29 protein-coding genes are annotated in these 24,441 nt (G+C 53.8%); 7 read left to right on the top strand and 22 right to left on the bottom strand.

Going from position 1 to position 24,441, the window contains the following annotated elements:
• Positions 1-142: 142 nt before the first annotated feature.
• A complete protein-coding gene (locus CUZ56_RS08625) occupies positions 143-448 on the bottom strand; it encodes an antibiotic biosynthesis monooxygenase family protein (RefSeq protein ID WP_126979991.1) in 306 nt (101 codons plus the stop codon).
• Between the two features lie 15 nt (positions 449-463).
• Positions 464-652 (bottom strand): hypothetical protein, encoded by a 189-nt coding sequence (locus tag CUZ56_RS16005; RefSeq protein WP_148113752.1) that lies wholly within the window; start codon positions 650-652, stop codon positions 464-466.
• 134 nt (positions 653-786) lie between these two features.
• On the opposite strand from CUZ56_RS16005, the gene CUZ56_RS08615 reads away from it, so the two are divergent.
• A complete protein-coding gene (locus tag CUZ56_RS08615; RefSeq protein ID WP_126979989.1) occupies positions 787-1,788 on the top strand; it encodes a patatin-like phospholipase family protein in 1,002 nt (333 codons plus the stop codon).
• Between the two features lie 152 nt (positions 1,789-1,940).
• Here the strand turns inward: CUZ56_RS08615 and CUZ56_RS15750 are convergent, their stop codons facing one another.
• Complete coding sequence (locus CUZ56_RS15750; RefSeq protein ID WP_162615290.1) at positions 1,941-2,102, bottom strand: hypothetical protein; 162 nt, start codon at positions 2,100-2,102, stop codon at positions 1,941-1,943.
• A 374-nt stretch (positions 2,103-2,476) separates the two neighbouring features.
• Here CUZ56_RS15750 and CUZ56_RS08610 point away from each other — a divergent pair, with 374 nt between their 5' ends.
• Complete coding sequence (locus tag CUZ56_RS08610) at positions 2,477-2,833, top strand: hypothetical protein (protein WP_126979988.1); 357 nt, start codon at positions 2,477-2,479, stop codon at positions 2,831-2,833.
• Between the two features lie 178 nt (positions 2,834-3,011).
• Here CUZ56_RS08610 and CUZ56_RS08605 read toward each other — a convergent pair whose 3' ends face one another.
• Entirely contained in the window at positions 3,012-3,245 is a 234-nt protein-coding gene (locus tag CUZ56_RS08605) for a hypothetical protein (RefSeq protein WP_126979987.1), read from the bottom strand.
• Between the two features lie 269 nt (positions 3,246-3,514).
• On the opposite strand from CUZ56_RS08605, the gene CUZ56_RS08600 reads away from it, so the two are divergent.
• Together CUZ56_RS08600 and CUZ56_RS08595 are read left to right on the top strand one after the other, a co-directional pair.
• Positions 3,515-3,856, top strand: coding sequence for a hypothetical protein (locus tag CUZ56_RS08600; protein WP_126979986.1), 342 nt, complete (start codon positions 3,515-3,517; stop codon positions 3,854-3,856).
• A gap of 109 nt (positions 3,857-3,965) precedes the next feature.
• Entirely contained in the window at positions 3,966-4,181 is a 216-nt protein-coding gene (locus CUZ56_RS08595; RefSeq protein WP_126979985.1) for a DUF3079 domain-containing protein, read from the top strand.
• 353 nt (positions 4,182-4,534) lie between these two features.
• Here CUZ56_RS08595 and CUZ56_RS08590 read toward each other — a convergent pair whose 3' ends face one another.
• Complete coding sequence (locus tag CUZ56_RS08590) at positions 4,535-4,966, bottom strand: hypothetical protein (protein WP_126979984.1); 432 nt, start codon at positions 4,964-4,966, stop codon at positions 4,535-4,537.
• Positions 4,967-5,118: 152 nt separating this feature from the next.
• Positions 5,119-6,189 carry a gluzincin family metallopeptidase gene (locus tag CUZ56_RS08585; protein ID WP_126979983.1) on the bottom strand — a complete coding sequence of 357 codons (1,071 nt, stop codon included), beginning with the start codon at positions 6,187-6,189 and terminating at the stop codon, positions 5,119-5,121.
• Positions 6,190-6,485: 296 nt separating this feature from the next.
• Here CUZ56_RS08585 and CUZ56_RS08580 point away from each other — a divergent pair, with 296 nt between their 5' ends.
• The gene (locus CUZ56_RS08580; RefSeq protein ID WP_126979982.1) at positions 6,486-6,728 is read left to right on the top strand and encodes a hypothetical protein; all 243 of its coding nucleotides are present in this window, start codon (positions 6,486-6,488) and stop codon (positions 6,726-6,728) included.
• 238 nt (positions 6,729-6,966) lie between these two features.
• Here CUZ56_RS08580 and CUZ56_RS08575 read toward each other — a convergent pair whose 3' ends face one another.
• The 15 genes from CUZ56_RS08575 to CUZ56_RS08505 all read right to left on the bottom strand — a co-directional run bounded on the left by CUZ56_RS08575 (position 6,967) and on the right by CUZ56_RS08505 (position 22,576).
• A complete protein-coding gene (locus tag CUZ56_RS08575) occupies positions 6,967-7,152 on the bottom strand; it encodes a hypothetical protein (protein ID WP_126979981.1) in 186 nt (61 codons plus the stop codon).
• Between the two features lie 80 nt (positions 7,153-7,232).
• Complete coding sequence (locus CUZ56_RS08570) at positions 7,233-7,652, bottom strand: hypothetical protein (RefSeq protein WP_126979980.1); 420 nt, start codon at positions 7,650-7,652, stop codon at positions 7,233-7,235.
• A gap of 143 nt (positions 7,653-7,795) precedes the next feature.
• Positions 7,796-8,128: a hypothetical protein gene (locus CUZ56_RS08565; RefSeq protein WP_126979979.1), complete on the bottom strand. Its 333-nt coding sequence runs from the start codon at positions 8,126-8,128 to the stop codon at positions 7,796-7,798.
• A 220-nt stretch (positions 8,129-8,348) separates the two neighbouring features.
• Complete coding sequence (locus tag CUZ56_RS08560) at positions 8,349-8,543, bottom strand: hypothetical protein (protein ID WP_126979978.1); 195 nt, start codon at positions 8,541-8,543, stop codon at positions 8,349-8,351.
• 97 nt (positions 8,544-8,640) lie between these two features.
• A complete protein-coding gene (locus CUZ56_RS08555) occupies positions 8,641-13,266 on the bottom strand; it encodes a T6SS effector BTH_I2691 family protein (protein ID WP_126979977.1) in 4,626 nt (1,541 codons plus the stop codon).
• A 21-nt stretch (positions 13,267-13,287) separates the two neighbouring features.
• Entirely contained in the window at positions 13,288-14,262 is a 975-nt protein-coding gene (locus CUZ56_RS08550) for a hypothetical protein (RefSeq protein WP_126979976.1), read from the bottom strand.
• A 23-nt stretch (positions 14,263-14,285) separates the two neighbouring features.
• Entirely contained in the window at positions 14,286-15,068 is a 783-nt protein-coding gene (locus CUZ56_RS08545; RefSeq protein ID WP_126979975.1) for a hypothetical protein, read from the bottom strand.
• Entirely contained in the window at positions 15,065-16,108 is a 1,044-nt protein-coding gene (locus tag CUZ56_RS08540; RefSeq protein ID WP_126979974.1) for a hypothetical protein, read from the bottom strand. The genes CUZ56_RS08545 and CUZ56_RS08540 overlap by 4 nt, the downstream gene beginning before the upstream one ends.
• Positions 16,109-16,125: 17 nt before the next feature.
• The gene (locus tag CUZ56_RS08535) at positions 16,126-16,656 is read right to left on the bottom strand and encodes a hypothetical protein (protein WP_126979973.1); all 531 of its coding nucleotides are present in this window, start codon (positions 16,654-16,656) and stop codon (positions 16,126-16,128) included.
• Positions 16,613-17,140: a hypothetical protein gene (locus CUZ56_RS08530; RefSeq protein WP_126979972.1), complete on the bottom strand. Its 528-nt coding sequence runs from the start codon at positions 17,138-17,140 to the stop codon at positions 16,613-16,615. Before CUZ56_RS08530 ends, CUZ56_RS08535 begins: the two co-directional genes overlap by 44 nt.
• A gap of 37 nt (positions 17,141-17,177) precedes the next feature.
• Positions 17,178-18,248 (bottom strand): hypothetical protein, encoded by a 1,071-nt coding sequence (locus CUZ56_RS08525; protein WP_126979971.1) that lies wholly within the window; start codon positions 18,246-18,248, stop codon positions 17,178-17,180.
• Positions 18,245-20,353 carry a type VI secretion system Vgr family protein gene (locus CUZ56_RS08520; protein WP_204250867.1) on the bottom strand — a complete coding sequence of 703 codons (2,109 nt, stop codon included), beginning with the start codon at positions 20,351-20,353 and terminating at the stop codon, positions 18,245-18,247. Before CUZ56_RS08520 ends, CUZ56_RS08525 begins: the two co-directional genes overlap by 4 nt.
• A gap of 59 nt (positions 20,354-20,412) precedes the next feature.
• Positions 20,413-20,679 (bottom strand): PAAR domain-containing protein, encoded by a 267-nt coding sequence (locus CUZ56_RS08515; RefSeq protein WP_126979969.1) that lies wholly within the window; start codon positions 20,677-20,679, stop codon positions 20,413-20,415.
• A gap of 325 nt (positions 20,680-21,004) precedes the next feature.
• On the bottom strand, positions 21,005-21,523 hold the full coding sequence (locus CUZ56_RS08510; protein WP_126977702.1) for an Hcp family type VI secretion system effector: 519 nt from the start codon (positions 21,521-21,523) through the stop codon (positions 21,005-21,007).
• 591 nt (positions 21,524-22,114) lie between these two features.
• The gene (locus CUZ56_RS08505) at positions 22,115-22,576 is read right to left on the bottom strand and encodes a hypothetical protein (protein ID WP_126979968.1); all 462 of its coding nucleotides are present in this window, start codon (positions 22,574-22,576) and stop codon (positions 22,115-22,117) included.
• A gap of 100 nt (positions 22,577-22,676) precedes the next feature.
• Here CUZ56_RS08505 and CUZ56_RS08500 point away from each other — a divergent pair, with 100 nt between their 5' ends.
• Positions 22,677-23,045 (top strand): hypothetical protein, encoded by a 369-nt coding sequence (locus CUZ56_RS08500; protein WP_126979967.1) that lies wholly within the window; start codon positions 22,677-22,679, stop codon positions 23,043-23,045.
• Between the two features lie 156 nt (positions 23,046-23,201).
• Here CUZ56_RS08500 and CUZ56_RS08495 read toward each other — a convergent pair whose 3' ends face one another.
• Positions 23,202-23,567 carry a DUF6960 family protein gene (locus CUZ56_RS08495; protein ID WP_126979966.1) on the bottom strand — a complete coding sequence of 122 codons (366 nt, stop codon included), beginning with the start codon at positions 23,565-23,567 and terminating at the stop codon, positions 23,202-23,204.
• A 79-nt stretch (positions 23,568-23,646) separates the two neighbouring features.
• On the opposite strand from CUZ56_RS08495, the gene CUZ56_RS08490 reads away from it, so the two are divergent.
• Positions 23,647-24,372: a pilin gene (locus CUZ56_RS08490; protein ID WP_126979965.1), complete on the top strand. Its 726-nt coding sequence runs from the start codon at positions 23,647-23,649 to the stop codon at positions 24,370-24,372.
• Positions 24,373-24,441: the final 69 nt, after the last annotated feature.

Genomic DNA, 24,441 nt, shown 5'->3' with positions numbered 1-24,441 from the left:
GCATTTAAGGCCTCCGGGGCATTTCAGCTTGCCCCATGCCGCAGCGCTAGGACAAGCCAATAGCCGGCAACCAACAACACACGCAAAACAGCACACGCAACCCAAGACTTGCGGCAATTTGCCGCAACATCCAACCCCGAAACTACAGTACCGCCTCAAAACATTCCAGCTGCGGTGGCCCCAGGTAAATATCGCGTGGCGTTTTGCCTGCATTGGCATGGGCCTGGCGGAACGCCTGCGAATGCGTCCAGTCGATAAACGCCTGCTGCGACGCCCACACCGTATGCGAAGCAAACAACGTATACGTATCGGTCTGCGGACCGCGCAGCAAATGAAAGTCGACAAATCCCGGCACCTCTTTGAGGTGACTGTCCCGCGCACGCCAGATCTCAACAAACGTCTGCTCATCGCCGCGCTTCACTTGAAACCGGTTCATTGCAATATACATCCTGATCCTTTCTGTTCACATCACTGCATCTGTTACATACCATAATGCATCCGCACCAACCAAACTGCTGTCATGGTTTAAAACCGGGCGTGTTAACACACACCAAACAGCCAAATCCGGAACAATTAAACACAATGGCCCGCAGAAACACCTGTAATCACATTTATAATCATATGCATTATTTTCACCAATTTCTCCACCCATTGACAGCCCGCCATGCCATTTAACCAGCTCTGCTCCCACCCTAGCGCCAGCATCTGCAAAACATGCAGCAAAACGCTCTGCCCTGAATGCGGCAAGGCCCTGGGCTAAAACACAGACACTGCCGCCAACCACCTATGCCACCAGCCAACAGCCCCCGCAAAACAATCAACCTGGCCCTTCAGGGTGGCGGCGCACACGGCGCATTCACCTGGGGCGTGCTCGATGCATTGCTGGAAGACGGCCGGCTGGGATTCAGCGGCATCAGCGGCACCAGTGCCGGCGCCATGAACGCCGTGGTACTGGCTCATGGCCTGCTCAGTGGCGGCAACGACGGCGCCCGTCAGGCACTGACACGTTTCTGGCAGGCCATCATACAGCAGGCCGCGCTGGCCACACTGCCATTTGGTTACTCCAGCTCGCACATGCTGCTGCAATGGAGCCGCTTCATGTCGCCACAGCAGATCAACCCCATGGCGGCCGACCCGCTGCGAGACATCCTGCAAGACCAGATCGACTTTGAGCACCTGCGCCGCGCCTGCCCGCTGCAACTGTTTGTTGCAGCCACCAACGCCAATACCGGCAAACTGCGGCTGTTTGAAAACCACGAACTCAGCGCACAGGCGCTGCTCGCATCCGCCTGCCTGCCCACCATTCACCGCGCGGTAGAAATCGATGGCGAGTTCTATTGGGATGGCGGCTACAGCGCCAACCCGGCGGTATTTCCGCTGTACACCAACTGCCCGGAACGCGACATCCTGCTGGTGCTGCTCAACCCGCTGCAACACCTCAAAACACCCAAAAGCGCCGAAGACATCCGCACCCGCTCACTGGACCTGGCGTTCAACGCCGCATTCCTGCGCGAAATGCAAATGCTCACCCTGCTGCGGGAACAATCCGCCTTCACATTCTTCCCTAGTGGTCGTATAGAACGGCGCGTCAAAAAACTGCACTTCCATCTCATCAACGCCGAAGACCTGCTGCCCACGCTGGCGCTTGAAACCAAACTGGTACCCAGCCGCAGCCTGGTGGAAATGCTGTTCGAGCAAGGCCGCACACGCACACAGGAATGGCTGGCCAGCCACTTTGAAGCCATCGACAACCGCTCCACCCTCGACCTGCAGGCCGTATTCAATTAAGCGATTTTTTACCGATTGTCAGGCGAGTCCCAGCTGCTTCGTGTGCGGGTCCAATCACGCCGCCATACCGTACGTAATACACCGTACATAGCGTCATACACCGTGCACACGGCGTCCGCAGCATGCCATGAAAAAACCGCCCCCTGAGATCCCTAATCCTTATCTGCCGTTTGGGATGATGGTGCCTGCTGGTCGGCGGGTTTTGCCTGATCTTGCTGGGCTTTCTTCACCTTCACCTTTTTCATATCCTTGATGAAAAAAAACAAAGCCACAGCGCCTACGCCAAGAACCATTCCCATAGTGGATGTATCCATCTGTATATCTCCTTTTTAACGCAAGAATAACATCAACCCCATCAGCCAAAGGCCAATAACCCACTAAAGGCGAAAACACATCGCCGCGCTCTCCTTTGTTAACCCACCTTTATACCACCCCTATGCAATCTGCACAGCGATACATGAACCAGATACCCGCAGTATCAACAAAAAAGACTTCTCATGGAGTTCACATAAACTTCTCCATCAGTCATTAAAGTTACTCCTCAGGGGCCATGCCAACACCAGAAACAATACACCGTATGGGTGCAGTTTGAACGTATTTTCTGTGCTTGTTACGCTCAATACCCGCCGGAAAAGATATGTGTTGCATGTATTCCCGACATTGTGCTAACTCAAAACAAGGATACACCGTGAACAAAACAACAACCGCTGACAATTCACACAGCACACAACAGACAGGTGGCCCGCTGCGCCAACCTGCAAGCACATCACCTGAACTGATGCAACAGGCTGCCGATGCGCTTTACCAGATCATCCGTCAGTCAGACCTGTGGTTATACCAGGCACAGGCCATCCGCGACCTGGCCGCCGTCCATGAACAGTACACCGACATCAACCAGTTTGTACAGCTGGTCGGCGCCCTGGCTGAAACACTGCGGCAATCCATTCACGAACACCCTGTATTGGCACAATCTATCTCACTGGCCTACCGGCTGCAGCAGACAGCATCGCAAAACACCTGCCCGGAACACCCCCTAACGCCATAACCCAACCCCATCGGGCATATTACCGGGGCGACATTCATACAAAACAAAAAGCCACCTGCGGGTGGCTTGTACATTATTCATACGCAAACAACGGCATCCATACCATCAGACAGACTCAGACACATCCATACCGGCCCAGTATTCAAGCCCCGACGCACACCTACTTGTGATACCGCTTTTAACTGCTGCGAAGCTCATTCATCGCCAGCACCAGCGCCTCATCAGCACGCTCCATGCTCAGATAAAGCTGTGCACTGCGCCGATAAGGTTGCCCCAGCCTGTAAATGGTCCACCCCCACAAGCCATTCTTCTTCAAATCCAGCTTGCCGAGGAGATCACACGCCTCCGATAATGGTCCACACTGCATGGCAGACCCCTCCTGTAAAGTACTCTCAAACCATAAACTATCCATGGTGCAGTGCCTACTTGTCAGTCGTTTGTGCCCCATATTAAAGAAAAAAGACCTTCTTCATAGCGCATGCCCATATACACGACTTTAAATCTGGTCTATCCAGATTTCCATTCACCCGGCCTTTGCCACATCACACAGCAACATAGACGCCGCATGCAATACCCGTTATCATGAAACTATTAGGGCAAACACCTCCACAGCAGATTCGCAGGTTCAAAAACACCTGGCTTTATCCCTCTGCCTCCAAAATAACGATTACAACAAATCAAATGAAAAAACTCATCATCATCGCAGTGATAGCATTCTGTGGCTATCTTGCATACCAGGAATACACAGAAAAGCCGCCCGTTTACACCGGCGCACCTTATATCCATGTATATGGCCGCACAAATTGCAGCTATACCCGCCAGATGATGCAATACCTGCAAACTCAGGGCACCCCCTTTAGCTTCTACTCAGTCGACAACGCCAGCACAGCCGACCGCCTGCACACCAACATGCGTGCCGCCGGCCTGAACACCCGCAGCTACTACCTGCCGGTGGTTGACGTCAGCGGCCAAATCAGCATCCGGCCAGACCCCAAAACCGTCAGCGCAGACTACTACCGGTAAACACCGCTGAACACGGCACTACTCCTCCACATTGAGTCCGCCCATACTGCCGCCATATATACTCCAGCCCGGCATCTGGCAACAGCCGGCAAAGGTATAAAATACGCTTATGAGCAAAAAATTTCCGGTCCACCCCAAACACCCCGAGCGCAACTGCTGGGGTTGTGACCAGTATTGCCCGGCCACATCGTTGCGCTGCGGCAACGGCTCAGAAAGAACACAACACCCGGTCGAACTGTTCGGAGAAGACTGGCTCGAGTGGGAACAAAACCACCCCCCACAACCTGCCCCTGCCACCAGCGACAAAACCGGCAGCACACACTGACTTCGCATCCAACCACCGGGTTCATGATTTTGCTTTGGGAACATTCGAGAACAAAGCGCACTACACCAGATGCCCCTTTGGACAAGAGCTGCGACTCAGACTTTTTTATGCTTCCCACAATTACCGCCTCGCTTTTACTGGCTGAATCCAGAATTAAACACTGCCCGCTCTGAGTGTTCCTTCCGCATTTTCCCTGCTCAGGGGCAAACAGCACCGACATGACAGCCATTGCATCGGCGAACTTTTCCAGTTGATCAGACGCATGCGCATACCGTTTTAATCACTGGTTACACACTCACCACCACACCGGCACGGCATCCGCCACAGATACAGCGGCTACCTTCATACCATGGCTACCGCCCGCGAAACTCCGCAACCACCTCTTCAAAACTCGGGTTCGACTTCGCCCGGCCATGCACGAACACCATCGGCGGCGGCTGATCCATTACCTGATCAAGCCTGAGCAACAAACGCCGGTTCTCCTCCGTCGCCTCAAGAGAAAGACTCAAAGAATTCGTCCTTCTGAACGCAATCCCCTCTGCCCGCAACGCCGCAGCCAAGTCATCCGCAGCGCGCGCTTGCTGCGACGTACAATTCATCGGCGCCATAATCACAATGCCTTCCCCGACCACCTTGGTTGACAACTCCACAAAGCCATTGTCACTCGTCGCCCGATTCAATGCCGCCTGCTCCAGTGCCTGTTGCTGCTGCTCCCTGTTCATGAAATAAAACACCGAGAAAACAGCCAATGCAGCCACCATTCCCATGACAAGTAATCTTCTCATCTTCAGGCCTTTCAAAACTAAACACATTCATATACGTGCTTATCACACCGTATCATTCAAACACCATATTCAAATACATATCGCCACAAATTTGTGCAGACACCATCCACACATAAAACCCGTAACCGGCACTGCCATTCTGCCCCCAACCCTTAGGCGACAGCCAGCTCACTCGCCGGTTCCCAATGCACATCATAAGCCTTGCCCAGCAGCACGCAAACGTATTTTCCCAGGCTCATCCCTAGGCACTGCTGCACCGCCTGTGCGCCAGCATCCTGCCACTGTGCCGCCAGCGCCAGCCGGGCAAACACCGGCCAGTCTTGCGACAACTGCTTGACCAGCGTTGCCGCCAGGTCGTACGCCTGCGACATCGTTGCCTGCTTTTGAAATGCATCGCCTGACCAGAACGCCTGAATCGTCTGCGCCGTCCAGTAAGCCTGGTGGTTTGCCAGCATCTGCCAGGCGTCCAGCTCGGCAGGCACACGCCCGGCCAGAGACTGCTCCACATTCACCGCAATCCCCTCATTCAACCATAACGGCAGCGGCAGGTGCGACACATAACTGTGCGTCAGCTCATGCACAATCACCGGCTCCATCAGCGACAAATCGGCATCCATCGTCACAAAATGCCCGCAACCCGCATTCAAATACATCCCGCTGCTGCGGGCAATCTCCGCCTGCTCATCCGGATAATAGGCAGCAATATACGAAAAATACGCATCCACATCGTCGCACACCACCAGAATATCCTTGCCCCAGCCCTGATCATCGGCCACCCCCTGCAGCGTGTGCATGATGCGCCTTCGGGTGCGGTCAATAAACGCCATCGCCGCCACCGCCCGCCGCTGCTCCAAAGAAGAAAGCACAAACGTCTGCGCACTCTCCATCAGAACATACCCGGCACCCAGCGCATCACGCAAATGCAGCAGCCAGCCGCGCTCACACGCCAGCCAGGCTTCAGCCTGCTGCGCCGCCGGCACCTCCTGCTCAATCCAGTCATACACCCGCTGCCAGTCCGGCAGCGCTACACCATCGTGCGAGCGAATCAGCTCCGGCAAATACAGTCGTGCCCTTTTATTTTTTTCATCGCCTTCATTTCCCCCGCCCCCTTCATTTTCCTGCTCCACCTCAACCCACTGTGGCGCCTCCCCTTCACACACCCAGGCACCCTGCCGCCCGGCCTGCGGGCGGCCCTTCAACCATCGCCACAACTTATTCAGCATACATTTCCCCTGCTTCAAATCTATGTCACTCAAGGTAATCACCATAATATCATCACACCCTGATGGCACCAACCCGAATCACCGCCTGAAACCTGCGTCTTTCACCGAAACCATCACAACTACCTGCCCCATCGCAGCACCGTAATCTTCTCCGCCTGGTCCGGCACACACCGCCAATGCAGGCACCCTGTATACCCTGGGCTGTGTACCCGACTTCCATGCTGGTCTTACCACAGAAAAACCTCTGCCCTCACCCATAATGGCTCTGTAGACACCCCCAAACACAGGAGCCTGTCATGCCAATTCCAGCAGATGACTACAACCAAGCCCGTGCAACAGTCATACAGTTCTATAACCTGAACCATATCAATGGCGCTGCCGGACATACGCATGCCGTCCATAACACTCGCGGCGGTGTACCCAATCGCTACGGCACCGAACTGATCGACACCGTCCGTGCCGACCTTGCCAACACCACCGTCGCTCAAGGCGCGCGTGACGATCTGATACGTCGACTGGAACGCATTCTCAATATCTAGCGCACACTCCGCAGGCACCATATACCGCACATTTTCGGGTGAACCAGAGCACCTTTGGGACAGCGTCACAATTGGAACGGACAAGGAATAAACAACTCTGCAGTCCGTGCGGAAAACATTGGCCCAGCAAACCTGCTTCATACACGGGGCATAGGCAATGGCCGAAGCGGGTTGCGCATCAGAAGCGCATCAGAAAATACACCCCCGGCCGAGCAACCGGTTGCAGCAACCGGCCTCCTTACCTGCCTGCGAGCGCTCCAATCACCTGCAAAACAATAAAAACCACCAGACAGCCTAAACCAAACAGGGACACTATTTTTGAATAAGGCCCCAGCAGGCGATTCCTCATAACGATATTAACGGCGCAAAGCACAACAATAACAGCCATTGCTATACCGACAATCCTGATCATCACAATCAGCATTTCAAAGCTCCCCTTATCGGCTTCATGGCGTTACACACAGCACCCAATATAAAAAAGGAAGGTGGATTGATGCACAGATGTCATTCGCGTAATCTTTTAACATCCTCTTTTGTTAGCAAACCAAACTTTTGCATCTTACTCGCCATCGCATTAAACACCAGCATATTTTGAGAATCCAAAGAAACGCCTGTGTATTTTTCATAAATTTCAGCAATAGCACGCACACTTAAATCTAGCGCATCAATATACGCACCCTCTTCACTCTTTTTGCTTATCACCGCATTCACAGGTGATACTTTTAAGCTACTGTTAACAATAGATGTAATAAAAGCATCGTTTAAAAAAGACTCAGGAACACCATATTTTTCAAGTAATTCTCGAAAAAACTCTTCTCCTGTAAGATTTCTGGCTGTAACCGTTGGAATATCCGGTTTTGGTATAAAGTGAACAAAAAGGAAAAATAAGAATATACCGACAAAAACAGCAATAAAGATTTCCAAAATAAGCCCCTTATCAATTACATTCTCACTCTAATGGTATATCAAAATCAATTCAGCATACCGAGAAGTAACCGTCTGTGCGCATATCCCATGTCACCTGAAATTATCGCCTGATATGCCTACGCATCAGGCACAAGACAAATTCAATCATTTACTCTATTTCTTAACCTCTTTACTAAATAGTAAATCATCGGTTTAAGTATATAGTTACCTACCCCTGCTCCAATGATTACGCCTAACAGAATTGTCCAGCGCATACCAAAAGAACGAGGTCCATTTCCTGAATATAAACCATCTTGAACACCAAATACATAAAAGGTCAGATAGGACATAAGCCCAAAAGTTGATAGCAAAAACACCAAGGCCAAAAACCAGAGAACAACCGATTCAGCGTCCCATTCAATTGCAATGATGATTGGAAGAATAAAAAGCATTGACACAAATCCAGCAACAATATCTCTTACCTCAGCAGTCACGTTCTTCCCTCATTTCTCCCAAGTGGTTATGCACATGCAATTCTATCTGGCCACTTCCCCAGGCCTCCACCCGAAAGCCCGGCGCAAAACATCTAAGATCAAATGCTTGGCAACAAAAGCATATAGGCAGATACAAGCGTGCCTGACAAAACATGGTAATGCCTTATGGCTTTTAGCTGAAAAACAGTTGTTCCCCAAACCCCATATTATTGAAAGCCATTCACCGCTGTTTGGAACGCCTGATCAACTGCAGCACCACCGACACCACCACACACACAATCCCCGCCACACTCACCATTGCCCCCGCACCATGCAAAACCGTACCCTGGTTAAACGCGTCATAAGCACACAGCAAAAACAAACACACCCCTGCCAGCGCAAACACCACCTCTGCCACTCTTGAATACTTTGTCATAATCAACCAGCCAAATTCATATCAGAAAAACACACAAAAACCAGGGCACACCGACCGTATCCCCCGCCAACATCTACATCTATGACTACGCCCCGCACTAAACGCTGCACACCTCCGGCAAATCAATTTCAGCAAACTCCTCAGGGTCGTTACGGTCAGGCCAGTAACGCAGCCTCACATTCACAAAGCGGATATCCTCCGCATCCGTATCCAGCACCACATGGGTGTGAATCCCCTCCAGCGAACTCGGCGTCGTGCCAAACACATCATAAACACTTCTGCGCGGTATATTGCGGTTACCTTCGTGCGCCCACTCCAGCTGCTTATGCCACACGCCCAGCATCGGGTTAGACGTAATCTCATTTGGAGAAGCCGTCGTCGTATGCGGCCTTCCGCTGGGCGCAGGCAGGCTCTCCACCGTCAGGTTATTGTGGCGCACATCCAGTGCCGCCAGACGCTCATTGCGTGTAGGCGCAGGCCCTGAAAACAGATCATACGGGTGCGAAGCCGCCGCCACAATCGCGGCCCGGTTCGTCTGCCCATTTGCGCCCCGCCCCGTCAGGTAAACCTCCAGATAATAAGACAGTGCGGCCTTCTCCTTGCTGTAAGACGGCAAATCCACCTTGCACTCCACCTCCACCCCCCTGATCGTATGGTGATGCATCACAGGCGTTATCGCTCCCACCCAATCATCCCGGTATTTTTCATGCAGGCTGATGGTCCCGCCGGTCACAGCAAGCTGCGGCCACAGCCCCATCCAGGCCGCCTTCAGCGCCTGAAATGCACTGTTCATATGCTCATACCGGTTCCACTTGTAGGCAAACCCGGCCACCGTCCTTTGCGGCGGCGTGCCTTTGCCAAACACGCAGCGCTTCATCCAGCCCTCCAGCGGCTTGGTTCGCTTGCTCTCGGCCACCATCACAAATATAGCCGCTGCCGTGCCCGCCACCAGCGCCACCACCCCGCCAATCACCGGCACCGCAACCCCCAGCGTTCCGGCCAGCAGCAGCACCGACCCTACTGCCGCCGTCACCGAACACGCCGCCGCCAGGTTATAGTACTGCGCCACCTGCGGGTTATCGCCCATCTTTGCCGCGTTAGAAGCCTTCACCGCCGATGCCGACGCATCCAGCATATTCGTCACCGCGCCCAGAATCACGCCATTGCGCGTCAGGTTCCTCGCCAGCGTATACGCAGCCGTACCCGTACCCAGCGTCAGCGGCTGCCGGTACGCCAGCACCCCTTCAATCGTGCCACCGGTCAGCGTCATCGCGCTCGACGCAATCCCCACCGACGCACTGAAAAACTCAAAATACGCCGCATCCCGCATCTCGCCGGAACTGTTATCAATCGCCTTGCACGCATTATTGAGCGACTGCCACAGCAGAATAATCGACACAATATCCAGTGCCGCCCCCAGCTTGGCCGAATTAATCGTATCCCCCGCCTGCGCCACCGCGCCCCTGCGCCGCTCCAGCGCCACATCGGCGTCTGCCCGGCGCTGTTGTGCTCCTGCGCCATTGGCCGCCCGTGTTTTAGCATCCAGGTCAGCCTGTGCAGCAGTCACCGCATCGCTGGCCGCCTGCGCCTTGCCGTTGGCAACAGCCAGTTCCGCTTCCCGTGCCGCCAGCTTCTCTGCACTATCCTGCGCGGCCTTCACCGCACTGGTTTTTTGCGCCTCGCTGGTCCCAGCCTGCCCGTTCAACACACGTGCCTGCTCCGCTTTAGCTGCAGCGTCCTGGCGTGCCTGCTGCGCACTCACTTTGGCCTGCTCCAGTTCGACATTAGCCGTGCGGGCATTTTCCCGCGCCTGCGCCGCCGCACGTTCAAGCTCCTGCACACTGCCGCTGCCTTGTGCGCCAGCACCATCGGCAACACCGGCCGCTACATCGCCCTGCTGCCCGTAGGCAATCGGCGCCAGCATCTTAAACACCGTTCGGCGGTGCCTGTTTGCAGCCTGCGCATCCGCGTTTCCTCGCGTCAGGCTGCTGCTGCCGGCAAACTCATTATGCCCGGCATCGGCCTTATAAGCCGCAATAGCCCGCTGCACCGCAGCGGCCCGCGCCTGCGGCGCAAGCGACTCTACGTTGGAAGGAAAATACCGCGCCGGAATCGACACCTCGGTAAAAAACCGCCACTTGATCCGCGTGCTGCTCGTCAGCCGCCACCACGTGCGCCCCTTCACCGGCAGCTTGCCGCCGTGCCCCTCATGAATTCGCGTCAGGTAATCCTCCAGTTGCGCATACACCTTCTTTAAATCATCGGTACTGGTAATCACCATCGTCTGCGTCACCGCCTTGTTCTCATACAACAGCACACTGTAGCGCAACATATTGTTCGCCTTGCCGGTGCGCGGCGGCATCGGGTCAGAGCCAATACCGGCATTATTTGCACGCGCCCTCTCCCGCGCCAGCGCCTGCTCGGCTGCGCGCTGCTGCCTTTGCGCCTCCTGCAACTGTTCTTGCGCCCGCGTCTGCGCCCTGGCTGCCTCGTCAGCTGCGGTCTGTGCTTTCTGCGCCTCGTCGGCAGCAGCATTGGCGGTATCGCGTATACGGTTAGCGTCGGTCTGCAATTTTTCTGCATCGCTTTGCAGCTTCTGCGTATCGGCACTCTGTGTCCGGGCCGCCTCCTTGGCTGCCGCCGCTTTCTCATCGGCCGCCCGCTGAACCGCCTGTGCCCCTGCCAACTGCACAGTTGCATGGCCTTTGGCTACATCAGCCTGTGTGGCTTTTCCCTGGGCGGCACTGCGTGCACGCTCCAGCTCCACCCGGCGCGCCTCGGTTTCGTTGAGCGTTTCCACCTCGGCCATCGCGCTGTTGGCTGCCACCGACAACGCCTGCCGTATTCGCTGTAGCGAAAGCTGGTCCTGCCACTTTTTATACTCGTCACCCACCTTCACAATACCGGCCACAACGCCATGCATCGCCTTCACCTGGTCCAGCAGCGATCCCTTCACCGCCGCATCCAGTTGCGCTTGGTTACTGGCGCTGTATGGCCTGCTGCCCATGCTGTCCAGCAGCGTTTCATACGCCTGCTGCGCGGCCTTTTCCTGCGCAATTCCCCCCTCAAGCAGCGCATCAATCTGCGGCGTGCGCCGGAACAGCGCTTTGGCAAACAGCGAATCATAACTGCCCAGCAAATCCTGCCAAAGCAAAATGGAAGGCGTCGCCCCTCTGCGCTTGTACACCAGCGGCCCCAGCGACAAATCATTTTTACCCGTATCGTACTGCGCCAGGTCCGACGGTCCGCCATCCAGGCAGCGCGCCACCATCCGCATGAAACTCGTGGCAGACACCCGGTTGTCCGGCACTGCGGCATCATCATCGGTATAGTCATACTGTGCCACCAGTTGAAAATCCTCTGCCCTGAACGCATTCACATACGTCTGTGTGATCTTGTTGATGGTGTCAATAAACCGGTTGTTCCACGCCGCGTAGCTGTTATTAAACGTGCGCCGCTGCGCAATGTCGTAATACTCGCCGGCACGCTGGTCAATATCCCTGATCTCGCTGGCCGTCAACTGGGTATGGTTTGGATAGCGTTGGCGCACTTGCGGCAGGTATGCTTCACGCCAGTGCCCATGCTCGCGCTCATAGTCACGCTCGGCCTGCGGAATATCGGTTGGTGCGGCTGTGGCCCTTCTGCGGTTGGTCACCACCAAATCCAGAAACTGGCTCGTTTTCTGGTTTGTTTCATCCCGAATCTTCGCCTCACGGATTTTCGCAATTTCCACTGAAGTCGCATACTTGTACGAGCGCAGCTCCGAGCTGTTCCACTTCTTCCTGTCCAGAATCAGCGCATTGCGCAGGTAATTCGTCTCCAGCACCTCGCCCACCGGGTCGGGCACCACCACCGCGGCAATACCGGCCACCGGCCGCTTGGCACGCTGATAAGCAGTAACCGTGCTGTTAACAAAGTTGGTTGTTTGGGGTTTTTTGCTCACTCTGGAAATAAAGCTGAACAATGAAAATATTGATGCCCCAGCCCTTTCCTTGTATTCCAATACATTGTCTAAAAAAGAAATATCATTCTCGCGCAGCATACCGCCGTAGGCGGTCTGGTTGTTGCCCTGTTTCAGCGCGTCAATATCCAGCGCCATAAAGCGTGCGTCAAACTGCTGTCCGGCCTTGTAGTCGTTAATCACTTTCGCCGGCCAGCAGTCGTTGGCAAACGCCAGCCACGCACGCTCATAGCGCACGTCGTCCACTGTGATGAACGCCGCCGGAATATCGTGGTTCGCTGCCGTGCACTTGGCCGGCAGCGGCGCCGGCCGCCCGCGCCGCATGTTGTACGGGTTGATGCTGCGGAAATGCCCTTGCTCCGTCACCTGGTACGCCTGCACCACTTTCTGTGCGTTTGGCTGCCCGCGCCGTTGCAGGTACACATACAGGTATCCTTGCCGCAGCACCCGCCGCTGCGGTGCGACCTTTTCAATCGCCTCGCGCAATGGCAACAGCGATGCTGCATTGCCGCCCGGAAGTCGGTTAAATGCTGCATTTTCTTCATTCCATCTGGCACTTGACAATTCTGCCGCTGTAGTTCCCCGACGCAACGGCAATATCGGCAAACCCCGACGCTCGCACGCCTTGCAGCCGTGGTTGTCACGCGGACATTCACCATCCATCGCGTCTTCAATCACCGAGAACACATTCTCCTCTGTGATCAGCGGGTTGTCATTCTGCTGCCGCCGTAGTTCGGCCTGTGTCTGTTCTATATTTCCCATTGTCGTATCTCTTTGGTATTTTTATTTATCCGGCACCTGTCCATCTGTAAACATGCTTCTCAGGCCAACTTCAAAAAAACCTCTTTTATCTTGCGAATAATACTCTCCTATATATTTGGCCCATACATCATCTGTATTCCATACCGCCAGAACTGAACCATATGCAGAAAGCTGCCACATCGTGCGTGGAATATTTCCTGGCGGAAACTCCAATAAACTGTCTTCTTCATCATCTTCTTTCACCCGCACCCTGATACCATAAATATCCGGCTCTCCTAATTGTGCTTTAAACATCGTCATATAACGTTGCTGATCTTCAGGCGTTACTGGTGGGTAAAACTCATCAGATAATTCATGTCTTTGCCCATAAGCATCAAACTTGAAATACACCATCCGGTCATTTTCGTCTGTGCCTACAACAACATCCTGAGGATACCCATTGATCTGCATTGCATCCGGAAACCATATCACGACCTCATCAGCCGTGCCATACTTCAAATGTGGATCAACTGCTGAATAAAACCCTTCTGCATAGGTGATGCAGATGTCATCGCCAATCCTGCCAAACGCCACATCGGGGTGGCATTCGGGAAGCTGAGGCACCACCTCGCCCAGCGTCAGCCCGTACAGCGTGACCGCATGTGCCGGTGCACTTGCTGTCGCCGATTGGGTTGTGACGGGCTCAGCAACAGCAGTAGCCGTATCGGCGTATGCCGCCACGCCCAGCAATAAACCAAGTAATGTGCTGATGACCATTTGTGGTACTTTCCTGATCAAGCCGGTTTGCATCTGTTTCTCCTGTTTCGTTCTTTCTCTTTGCCACAACAGCATCGCAAGCCCCCGGCGCTCGCACGCCTTGCAGCCATGGGCGTCACGCGGACATTCGCCATCCATTGCATCTTCCATCACCGAGAACACATTCTCGTCGGTCACCAGCGGGTTTCCATTCTGCTGCTGCCGCAGCGCTTCATGCGTTTGTTCTACACTGTTTGTCATTCTTCTTTTTCTCCATCATGCCTTTATTTGTTCGGCACCTGTCCATCCGCAAACATGCTTCTCAAGCCTATTTCTATTCGTCCATAATCAGACTCATCATATTGACCGACATACTTAGCCCAAACATCTTTTTTTAGCCACACTGCAATCACAGACCCATTAGCGGCTACATCCCACATCGCTGACGGAATCCCATCTGGGGCTATATCTCTCATCATCGCTTCCATAGATCTGTCTTCGCCTCGAGTTCTAATGATGTAAACATCCGGCTCCCCTAATTGCTCTTTAAACATAACCATGTAACGTTGCTGATCTTGTTGCGTCAGTTCCGGATATATTCCCGTTGTGATTTCCCCATGTCCATAAGCACGAATACTGAAATACACCATCCGGTCATCTTTGTCCGTGCCTACAACAACATTCTGAGGATACCCATTGATCTGCATTGCATTTGGAAACCATATCACGACCTCATCAGCCGTACCATACTTCAAATGTGGATCAACTGTTGAATAAAATCCTTCTGCATAGGTAATGCAGATGTCATCGCCAATCCTTCCAAACGCCACATCGGGGTGGCATTCGGGAAGCTGCGGCACCACCTCGCCCAGCGTCAGCCCGTACAGCGTGACCGCATGTGCTGGTGTGTGTGTTGGTGTATGTGCCGCTGCACTTGCTGCTGGTTCAACATGAGGCGCTGTTTGTGATGCAGGCTGTGCAGATACCGCTGCACCCAGCAGCAGTCCATACAAAGCGCCTGTCATGGCCAGTGTCATTTTGATGGGCATGGCGGTATTGTTTTTCATGCATCCAGCTCCTGCAATATGCGCATGATCTGCACATGCGACAACTGCCTCATCTGTGCAGCCAGTGATGACGGGCTTCTGACGGCATGGTCAATTCTTTCGCGCACCACGGGGTGCTGCTCCATGCGCGGGTGCATGGTTAACCGCATGATGGCAAACACCTGGCGGTCTTTTGCGTCTGCAAGCCCCCGGCTGTGCGCCGCGTGCAGTTGCTGCAAGGCCATGTAAACCGCCCCTTGCGGCAGCGTGTACTGGCTGCGGGCCAGCAGCGGCATTTGTTGCCGCTGCTCAGGCCCAAGCGGCTGCGTGCACAGGTAAACCCAGGTTCTGAGCACATCTGCCGCCAGCGCGGTGTCGATCTGCGCATTAATGGCACTTTGCGGCAACATCACCGGGCCGTCTGCTGTATTTGCTGCATTTGCCGAATCTGCCGGGCTCACCGGCTCGGCCTTAAAGCACAGAAAACCCCGGTTGCTTGCCGGCACAATCCACTGCGATATGGCCCCCAGCCACTGCGCATGGATATGCGGGGCTGCCTCATTGCACGCGTAGGCGATCAGCTCCTGGCGCAACGGCTCATACACCGGGTAGATGCGGGCACCGGCAGGCAATGCATCGTCTGCATCGGCATTGGCAATTGCAATCATGTCGCCCTGCGCTGCTGCGTACACAGTGCGGCGGGCAATTTCTGCCGCCAGTGCATGCAGGCCCAGGCCGCTTTGCAGCCAGCCGCAAATATAACGCCGCTCGGCCGGGTGTTCGTTATGGGCGTATTCAATGGTGGCATCAAATACATCGCCCAGCTTGCCGTCAAGCGGCTCGCCGGCCTGCGCCAGCAGTACCAGGTGCGGGCAGTCGGCCAGTGTGTGGCTTAAATCGGGCCGCTCCACCACGGCAATGCTGCCTTTGCCCAGCGTGTTCTCCAGCGATTCCAGGCTGAAACAATCGTCTTCGTCCGCCACTTCCAGCGGGTCCACCAGCAGGTATAGCGGCTGGCTGATGTCGCGCTGCGACCGAATCAAATCTATATATGACTGCACCACACTCATTCCTTTACCTATGCAGCTACCCGGCTCGCAGCAGCTACCCCGGCATTGCTGCCGCTATGTGAATTGGCCTGCCCCGTGCTGGCCTGCCCGCGCACCGCGTACATGTACAGGCGTGGAATTATCATTTCCACATAATCATCAGGCTCGCTCACATCGCGCCAGTAGCGCAGGTTCACCACCACATGGTCCAGCGTATCGGGCTCCACATCCAGCACGTGGTAGGTTTTAATCTGCTCTACACTGGGCTTCTTGGCCGCCGCTGCGGCCTGCGCCTTGTTGTACTGTTCGCACCAGAATTCCGACGTGTAATTGTAAGTCTGGGCCATCATGCTTTTGTCTCCGGCCGCAGCAGGCATCATCACATCGGTATACACGTAGGAAATATTGTCCAGCCCCTCGTTATCCACCTCCAGCGCAAAAGGCCGCGGCAACTGTTCCTCCGACCGCAGCCCCGGCGTAAACCGGCCCAGCGCATGGCTGTGCCACAGCACCTGCTCATCTGCCATCACCGCACGATTCTGGCTGTCGGGGCTGGGCAAGCTGCCTGTTACATTCTGCACCAGCGGCCTGGGCGCATTCACCGATGGATGCCTGAGCGGCAGAGGTATAAAACCTTTTCCCGATATACCTTGCCCATGCATAATCCGTTTCCCAGATAGCAACTACGGAATCATCCGCACTTCCTACCCACATCATTTCAGGAATCCCTGCAGGTGCATTAGCTCCACGGTCACTGTTTCCGCCTTCTTTTATATGCATCAATATCGGCTCGCCTAATAGCTTGTTAAGAATTTCAACATACTGCCCCTGCGTAGAAATACCCCCTTGTGGAAACGTCCGCATATACTGCACGCCCTGTGCATCAAACCCGATCGTGATGGCATCTGGGTATTCCGCATCTATCATCTTGTAAGGGAAAATCACCCCGCCCAGTTCACCGACCAGATCAAACACCGGCCGCCGCTCGCCACCGCGCTCGTTCGGCAAAAAACACGGGCCCGGCGCGTTGCGCTGCCAGAGCATATCGTCGGTGCATGCCGGGTAGAGCGGGCCGTGAAGGTCATGTGTTCAGCTCCTGAAGGATTCGCATCATTTGCACATGCGAAATAGCACCTATTTGTGCAGCCAGCGTGTCTTCGCCCCTGATGGCGCGGTCGATGCAGGCCTGTATGACAGCGTGTTGCTCTATGCGCGGGTGCATGGTGAGCCGCATGATGGCAAACATCATCTGGTCGCGCATATTGGTGAGGCCGCGCCGGTGTGCCGCGTGTAACTGCTGTAGCGCCATGTAGGCAGCGCCCTGAGGCAGCTCGAACGGGCCGCGCCGCAGCAAGGGCATTTGCTGCTGCCGCTGCACGCTGATGGGCCGGGTGGCAAGCTGCTGCCACATGCGCAGCACGTTGGCTACCAGCGGCGCATCAATCTGTGCATTGACGGCATTTTGCGGCAGAGCAACGGGGCTGTCTGCTGTATTTGCCGCATCTGTTGCATTTGCGGCATCTGCTACGTTTACGGTGTCTGCCGCACCTGCTGATTCGGCCTTAAAGCACAGGAACCCCTGGTTGCTGGCCGGAATGATCCACTGCGATATTTCACCCAGCCATTGGGCATGAATGTCCGGATGGGTTTCGTGGCATTCATAGGCAATGAGTTCCTGGCGCAACGGCTCGTACACGGGGTAGATGCGCGTGTTGGCGCGGCTTGGGTCTGCTGCATTCACAACCGCAATGGTAGCTGTATTTGAGGCGAATGTCATGCGCTGGGCCAGTACTTCGGCAAGCTGCCCGAGGTCCAGGCTGCTTTGCAGCCAGCCGCAGATGTAACGCCGCTCGGCCGGATGTTCGTGGCGGGCGTATTCGATGGTGGCATTGAGGATGGAGCCCGCTCCTGTACGCGCCGGTTCTCCGGCCTGTGCCAGCAGCACCAGGTGCGGGCAGTCGGCCGGGGTGTGTATGAGGTCGGCACGCGGCACAATTTCAATGCGTGCCTTGCCCAGGGTGTTTTCCAGCGATTCCAGGCTGTAAGCCTCATCTTCATCTACCGTTTCCAGCGGGTCTACCAGCAGGTACAGCGGCTGGCTGATGTTGCGCTGCGAGCGGATCAGGTCAATATAGGGCTGGGTGCCGCTCATCGGCTTTTCTCCGAGCACTCGCCAAATGGTGTTTCCAGCGGGGAGCCGCTGATGGAGATGCCTTCGCCACCGCCGGAGCCGACCTGGTTCATCGGCCCCTTGATGTTGATGTTGCCTTCAAGCGTGATGCCCGATGCATCGAGCGTGATTTTGCCGCCGGGTGCTTTGAACACTATTTTTTCCTGCACGCCCAGTTCATACATCTGGGTTTTGCGGATGATTTGCTGCCCGGCCTCGATCTGGTGGTGCCCTTCGACCTGTATTTCGATATGGCCCCCGACTTTTTCCCAGTGGTTGGCGGCAATGTCGTCTTTACGGTGGTTGCGGATGGTTTCTACCCGGTTGTTACCGATTTCGATGGTCTGGTTCTGGTCGATGTTGAGGAATTCGTCATTGATGACGTGGTGCTTGCGGTCGTGCCCGATTTCGACGGCCTCGTCGTTAATGACCTGCTCGCTTCTGTCGTTGCCGATGAAGATTTTTTCGTTGTGCTCAACGTGTTCACTGCGGTCGTTGCCGATCCAGGTGGTTTCGTTGTTGAGCACCTCAATATTCTGGTCTTTCTGGGCGTGGACGTAGATTTCTTCCTGCTGGTTTTCGTCTTCAAAGCGAATTTCGTTAAAGCCTTCGCCCTTGTGGGTGTGGCTGCGCCAGGTGCTGCGGGTTTTGTGTTTGGGCAGCTCGTAGGGGGTGGGGTTTAACGCGTCGTTGGTGCGCCCGGTGATGATGGGCTGGTCGGGGTCGCCATCCAGGAAGTCGACAATGACTTCCTGCCCGATACGGGGAATGGACTGCTGGCCGTCGCCCCCGCCAATGCCCCAGGCCTGCGCAACACGGATCCAGCAGGTGCTGTGTTCGTTGTTTTGGCCGATGCGGTCCCACGGGAACTGGACTTTGACACGGCCCCATTCGTCGCAGTAGATTTCTTCACCCTGCGGGCCGACCACGTGCGCGATTTCGGGGCCATGCAGGTGCGGTTTGGCCGGCAGGGGGGCTTTCCAGTCGGCAGCGGCAGGCACGAGTTCAGCGGTTTGTGTATAGCTGGTGCTGACTTGCGCGCCTGCAGCTTCTTCTTCAGCGCTGGTGTGTTGTTTGCCCCAGTGCTCAACTTTGACAGGGCGCCACACGGCGTTGAGGTTTTGGCGTGGGTGGCCGGTGAGTTCAAAGGCGACGCCGGGTTCAATGCGGGCATCGTCCCCGGTGGCGATGGCGAGTTTGGCGTCGCGCCGTAAGGCAGCCAGCCGGGTCTGGGTGAAGGGGCTGCCTGCGGCGTCTTGTTTGTAGCGCCCGGGGTAGTCGTAGCGTTCGTACTCGCTGGACTGGGCCGGCATGTCGCGCCCGATGCTGGCCTGGTGCTGGTTGTAGCGCGGGTTTTTGAAGGTGTAGTCGCGCTGGGTCTGGCGTGCGGTTCGTACCTGCTCGTGATAGGAGAAGGTGTGCAGCGCGGGCTGAGGCCGGTCGCCTGCCGGGGTGGGCTGGTACAGGACGGTGCCGTCTGCGCCGTCGCTGCCTTCGAGCGCGCCCAGGGTCTGGATGACGTCGGTAAGGATCATCTGGTGGCCCTGCTCGCTGTGGGCAAAGCGGTAGACAAAGCCTTCTTCGGCAACCAGTCGCTGGATGTACTGGAAGTCGGTTTCGTCGGCCTGCACGCAGTATTCGCGGGCAAGATGGGCTTGCTGCTGCTGGAGTTCAAAATTGGTAACGTGGTCAGCATTAAATACTTGCGTCAGTATTTCGGGCACGGGCTTTTGCTGGAAGATTCTCCAGTCGGAAAACAGTTGCGTGCGCGAGAGCATGGGCTCGATAACCGCGTGGTAACGGGTTCGGCGAAAGCCGCTGTTGCCCTGGCTGAAATGGCTGACGACGCCATGGACACGGCGCACAGCGGTCGCGCCCTGCCAGATGGTAAGCAGCGCGCCTTGGTCCAGGAGTTTGGCAAAGTCGATGTCGGCGTCTGCGCTTAAGAGTTCAACTTCCAGCACGAAGGGTTCATTGAGGGCCTCTGTCAGTTTGAATTCAACCACGTCAAAGTTGATTTCTGTGCCTGCCTGGGCGCTGGCGTTGTGTGCGGGTTCAAAGCTAAATCGGAGGTCTGTCTGCGCCATAATGATTCCTGTACTGATATGTTGGTGTTATAGATGTTGATACGGTGGTGTGCAGTGGTTTAATCGAGCAGCCAGTCGCTCTCGCCTTCAATCAGGGTGCCGCCGTGGCTGGTGACATCGCCCAGCCGCGCGATCGGATGCCCGTCGTCCAGGCTGGCAATGGCCGAGCCGGTAATGATGGTGGCCCCACAACTGACAAGATCGCCAACACGGGCCACCGGACGGCCATTAAGTATGCTGGTGGGCGAGCCGGTCACCACGACCCCAGGGCCATGGATCGGGCACATGTGTGCATGACCTACTAATACGACGGGGCGGCTTGCCATGGGTGAGTCCTCCAAATGCAAATGCTGCTGGATTGTTGTTTTGGGCTACAGGCAGCTGATTGTGTTTTTATGTATGTTTTCATTATGGGTAGCTGTGTGAATAATGTGTGAAGTTTCTATGAAACCTTACGGTATTTCTGCCTGAGTATATTAAACGGCGTTTGCTCTATGACGTGCTGCCGGGCACCTGCCTGGTCATATAGAGCCGTCCAACTTGAACGCTGTTTTTAAAGACACATCAAGCCAGAGCAGGAATAACCATGCTCCGGCTTTAGACGGAAGAGTGTGCGCTGCACCTTATATGCATGCGTGCGCACATGTCCGATTAACCTTCGATCGGCGCTCTCCAGTCGTCAGAAGCTTCGGTTCCGGCGACCTCATGGCTCCAGATGATCTTGCGGTAGGCCAGTGAGACGCGGACCAACTGGGTGTAGTTGGCGTTGTCGGCGTTCTGCGCATGTGGCAGTACGGTGTCAATGTCTACAACCGTAGCATCTTCCAGCTTGGTGGAGAAGAAGTGTTCCTGTTTGCCATCTACAGATGTGCGATACCAGCGGACTTCCACGGTAGGCAGCATTTCACCGGTGGTCAGTGCCTGGTACAGCAGTGGTACGCCTTTGTTCAGCGCACAGGTGAAGACAAACGGTTTGTGCACGCGCTGGCCTGAGGGCTGGCCGCTTTGCGGATCGGTCGGGGTCGTAACACGGTGGCTGATTTCCTGGACCAGGATTTCGTCTTCGTGGCCTTCGACGTAGACGTTACCGACGGAATCGGCTGTGAATGCACCCTGGGTGATGTTGCCCTGGGTTTTGCCTTCGATCGAAATATACGCTGGGGTTGGCATTGATATGCTCCTTAGTTTGTTAATTGTCTGCACTGTTGCAGAAGCCTTTACCCTACTGCAATTCGCGTGCCACCTATAGACCATCATCCATAATAAATTGATTTCATTGACAAAATTATCATTTCAAACAATAGCAAAATGAGTTATCCACAGAATCTCGACTTATCCACAAGTCAAAACGGGTCATTATTGACCCGATTTTTGCTAAGCTGTTGTTTTAAAAGAAAAATCATACCGGGCCACTTTTGACCCGATTTTTTCTAACTATTTGATTTCAAAGAATAATCATGCCGGGTCAAAAATGACCCGCCAATTCTTGAAATGGAATTATTTCTCACTTCTGATGTGATTTCAGCCTGCCAAACCCCTCTTTATTTTCTGATCATCGCATCGAACTTTTTAACCAGCCTGCACGTTTTTTCCATAGTTTTTTCGCCGCAAGATATTTGCCCGCTCAGCCATCTGCTCCCTGCTCAATTGTTTTCATGCTCTTTCTTTGTAGCCAATAAAAAAGCCGTCTACTCATCGTAGACGGCCGCTATTTGATTAGGTGAATAGATACAGGGAATACCTGCATCTACAGCAACATAATCATTCGTTTGGTTTGGCGTAGCACCCCGTGCTTATGCCTGGAATAATCCAGCCTGGGTTTGTTCCGCTTACTAATTTTTTGCATGTAATTGTCTTACCCACATTTGTTGCCCTTCCAGTATTACTGGTGTGGACAAAACAAGATAGAAAGCTTGATCTGGCTGGCTTTGTAGCACTCAGCTTATATTCGTTATCATAAATATAACTCCACGCACCTGACAATTTATCATTAGCTTTTTGCACAATGAGGGTACACATATGATCTAATGATATGCCAACCTCTGTATCTGCGGGACTATCAAAAGAGTAATCCTGAATCCAGGCACCCACCTCGGGCTGCTGCGCCGATGAAACTGTGACGAGCCCCAGTCCAAGCATGAGTGCCACGCCTAATTTTTTCATTCCTGCTTTCATTTCCACATAACCTCCAATAAGTTGTTGAGGTTTTATGATCGCAGCCAAACAGTGTGTCATGTGAACGAAAACCGTCTTTTTGAGTGTTCACATTAGCGGTATTTACCAACTTACCATTTATCCTCACCAATCAACAATGAGAGGATCTATGGTGAAATTGAAACTTAAGAAACTGGCTGCTGCTGTGGCTGTAGGTGTTGTCGCTTCATCTGCACTGGTGGCCCATGCGCAAAACATTGACCGCGACAATATCTATACGGCTGATTTCCGTGGAATATCCGCTTACCAAGCCTTGGGAGAAGCAGTAGGAACCCCTAAGCAGATATGTGATCTGGTTGCCGCATATCGAACCGACAATACTGGTAAAATTATGACTTACACAACCGTAGATGCCCTTGTAAAAGACAGTTGGGGGGCGACAGGAATGGCATTGTATTGTCAGTTTGATACTTACCATACACAAACTCATTACACACACCATCACTCACTAATTAGATATGCTCCTGTTACCCAGTAACTAAACGAGTAAACCCGTACAGCAAACCTGTTACGGGTTTATTTTCACCTCCCCATTTCTCTCCTTTGCCCCCACAGTATGACTTAACGTGTCGCTATCTGAGATACCTGCGATCAAGCAAAATAAACCTTCTCAATCACCGTTCGATAAAATGACTCAATTCACTCTCAATATATATACGAGATGATTTTTTTCATCAAAAGCAATTAAAAAAACGAGGTGCTTGTGTTTAAAGTGCCAACCCATAAAAACGATGTTTCCTGCCTGCTTTTTCCTCTGAACAAAGACCTTTTCTCCCAATACAAATTTGGGAGCAGGTACTGCTTTAAAGATTTGAGGTTTGACTTTGTAAACATCGTCTCCATACTGGAGCGTCAGCCATTCTGCATCTGCATGGATCCATCGAAAAATACGCACAGAAAACTGAGGAAACGTTGCCTGGCTTTCAGAATGAACCAGCTCCAAGCCCTGAGCGGGGTTCCAAACACAGGTGCCAAAAGCGTTTTTACTAAACTCACTCACAATGTATTGCGCTGAATAAAATAATCCAAATCATCTTCATCATACCGGCTCTTCACATCTCACACATTTTGCCGCAGTAATGCAGTCATACCGCTTTCAAACAAATCCTAAAGCAGCTTCGTTTCCAGCTCTATTTGGCACTGCTATGAAGTTTCGGCTTAAGCATATGCCCCATCTTCCAGAACAACCATCTGAAATGCCGACGATGACACAAAAGAAGCGTTTGCACACTGATCATTATGCCGACCTGATAAATCAAAAACTATACAATCCATTCATCGGTTTAAATGATCAGGACGCAATAATGAACAAAACACCTGAAAATGAAAATTTAAACAACGGCATGCAAAACGCTTCAACAAAAGGCTTCTCTTTCAAAGGATTCGCAAAAGGCGTAGCCAAAGGGCTGATATTCTTTTTTTGCATCTTTATTGTGGGTTATTTTTTCTACGCTTGGATTATGTACAGCGACTACACGGTACGAACCAGAATCAGCGAAGGCCTTGTTCTGGCAGCTTCCGCAAAAAATCTGGTTGTTGATAATGCTGTCAACGGTTACCCATATGACCAAGGCTGGTCAGCAATTACTCCAACCAACAACATCGCAAGCATCGAAATTGCCAGGGCAACCGGCGTGATCACCATTGTGGGAACCAAAAGAGCAGACAATATTGTTCTCCTCTTAACACCCATGGTTGACGAAACGCCTTTAAGTGGTCAAAAAATTGAAGGACGCATATATTGGGTCTGCTCTGAACCCACTGGCAAGGTCCCGCCTCATGACATCCCGCCTGAGTGCCGGTAATGCTCTAGCCAGAGCACATATCCCAAAGCAAAGCCTTCTTTTGAGGGTTTTATAAACTGTCGCTTACTT

It is taken from the genome of Saezia sanguinis (genome assembly GCF_003991585.1).
In the GTDB taxonomy this organism is placed as follows: Bacteria; Pseudomonadota; Gammaproteobacteria; order Burkholderiales; family Burkholderiaceae_C; genus Saezia; species Saezia sanguinis.
Note: the sequence above shows the minus strand (reverse complement) of the source record. Positions and strands in the feature narration are given on the sequence as shown.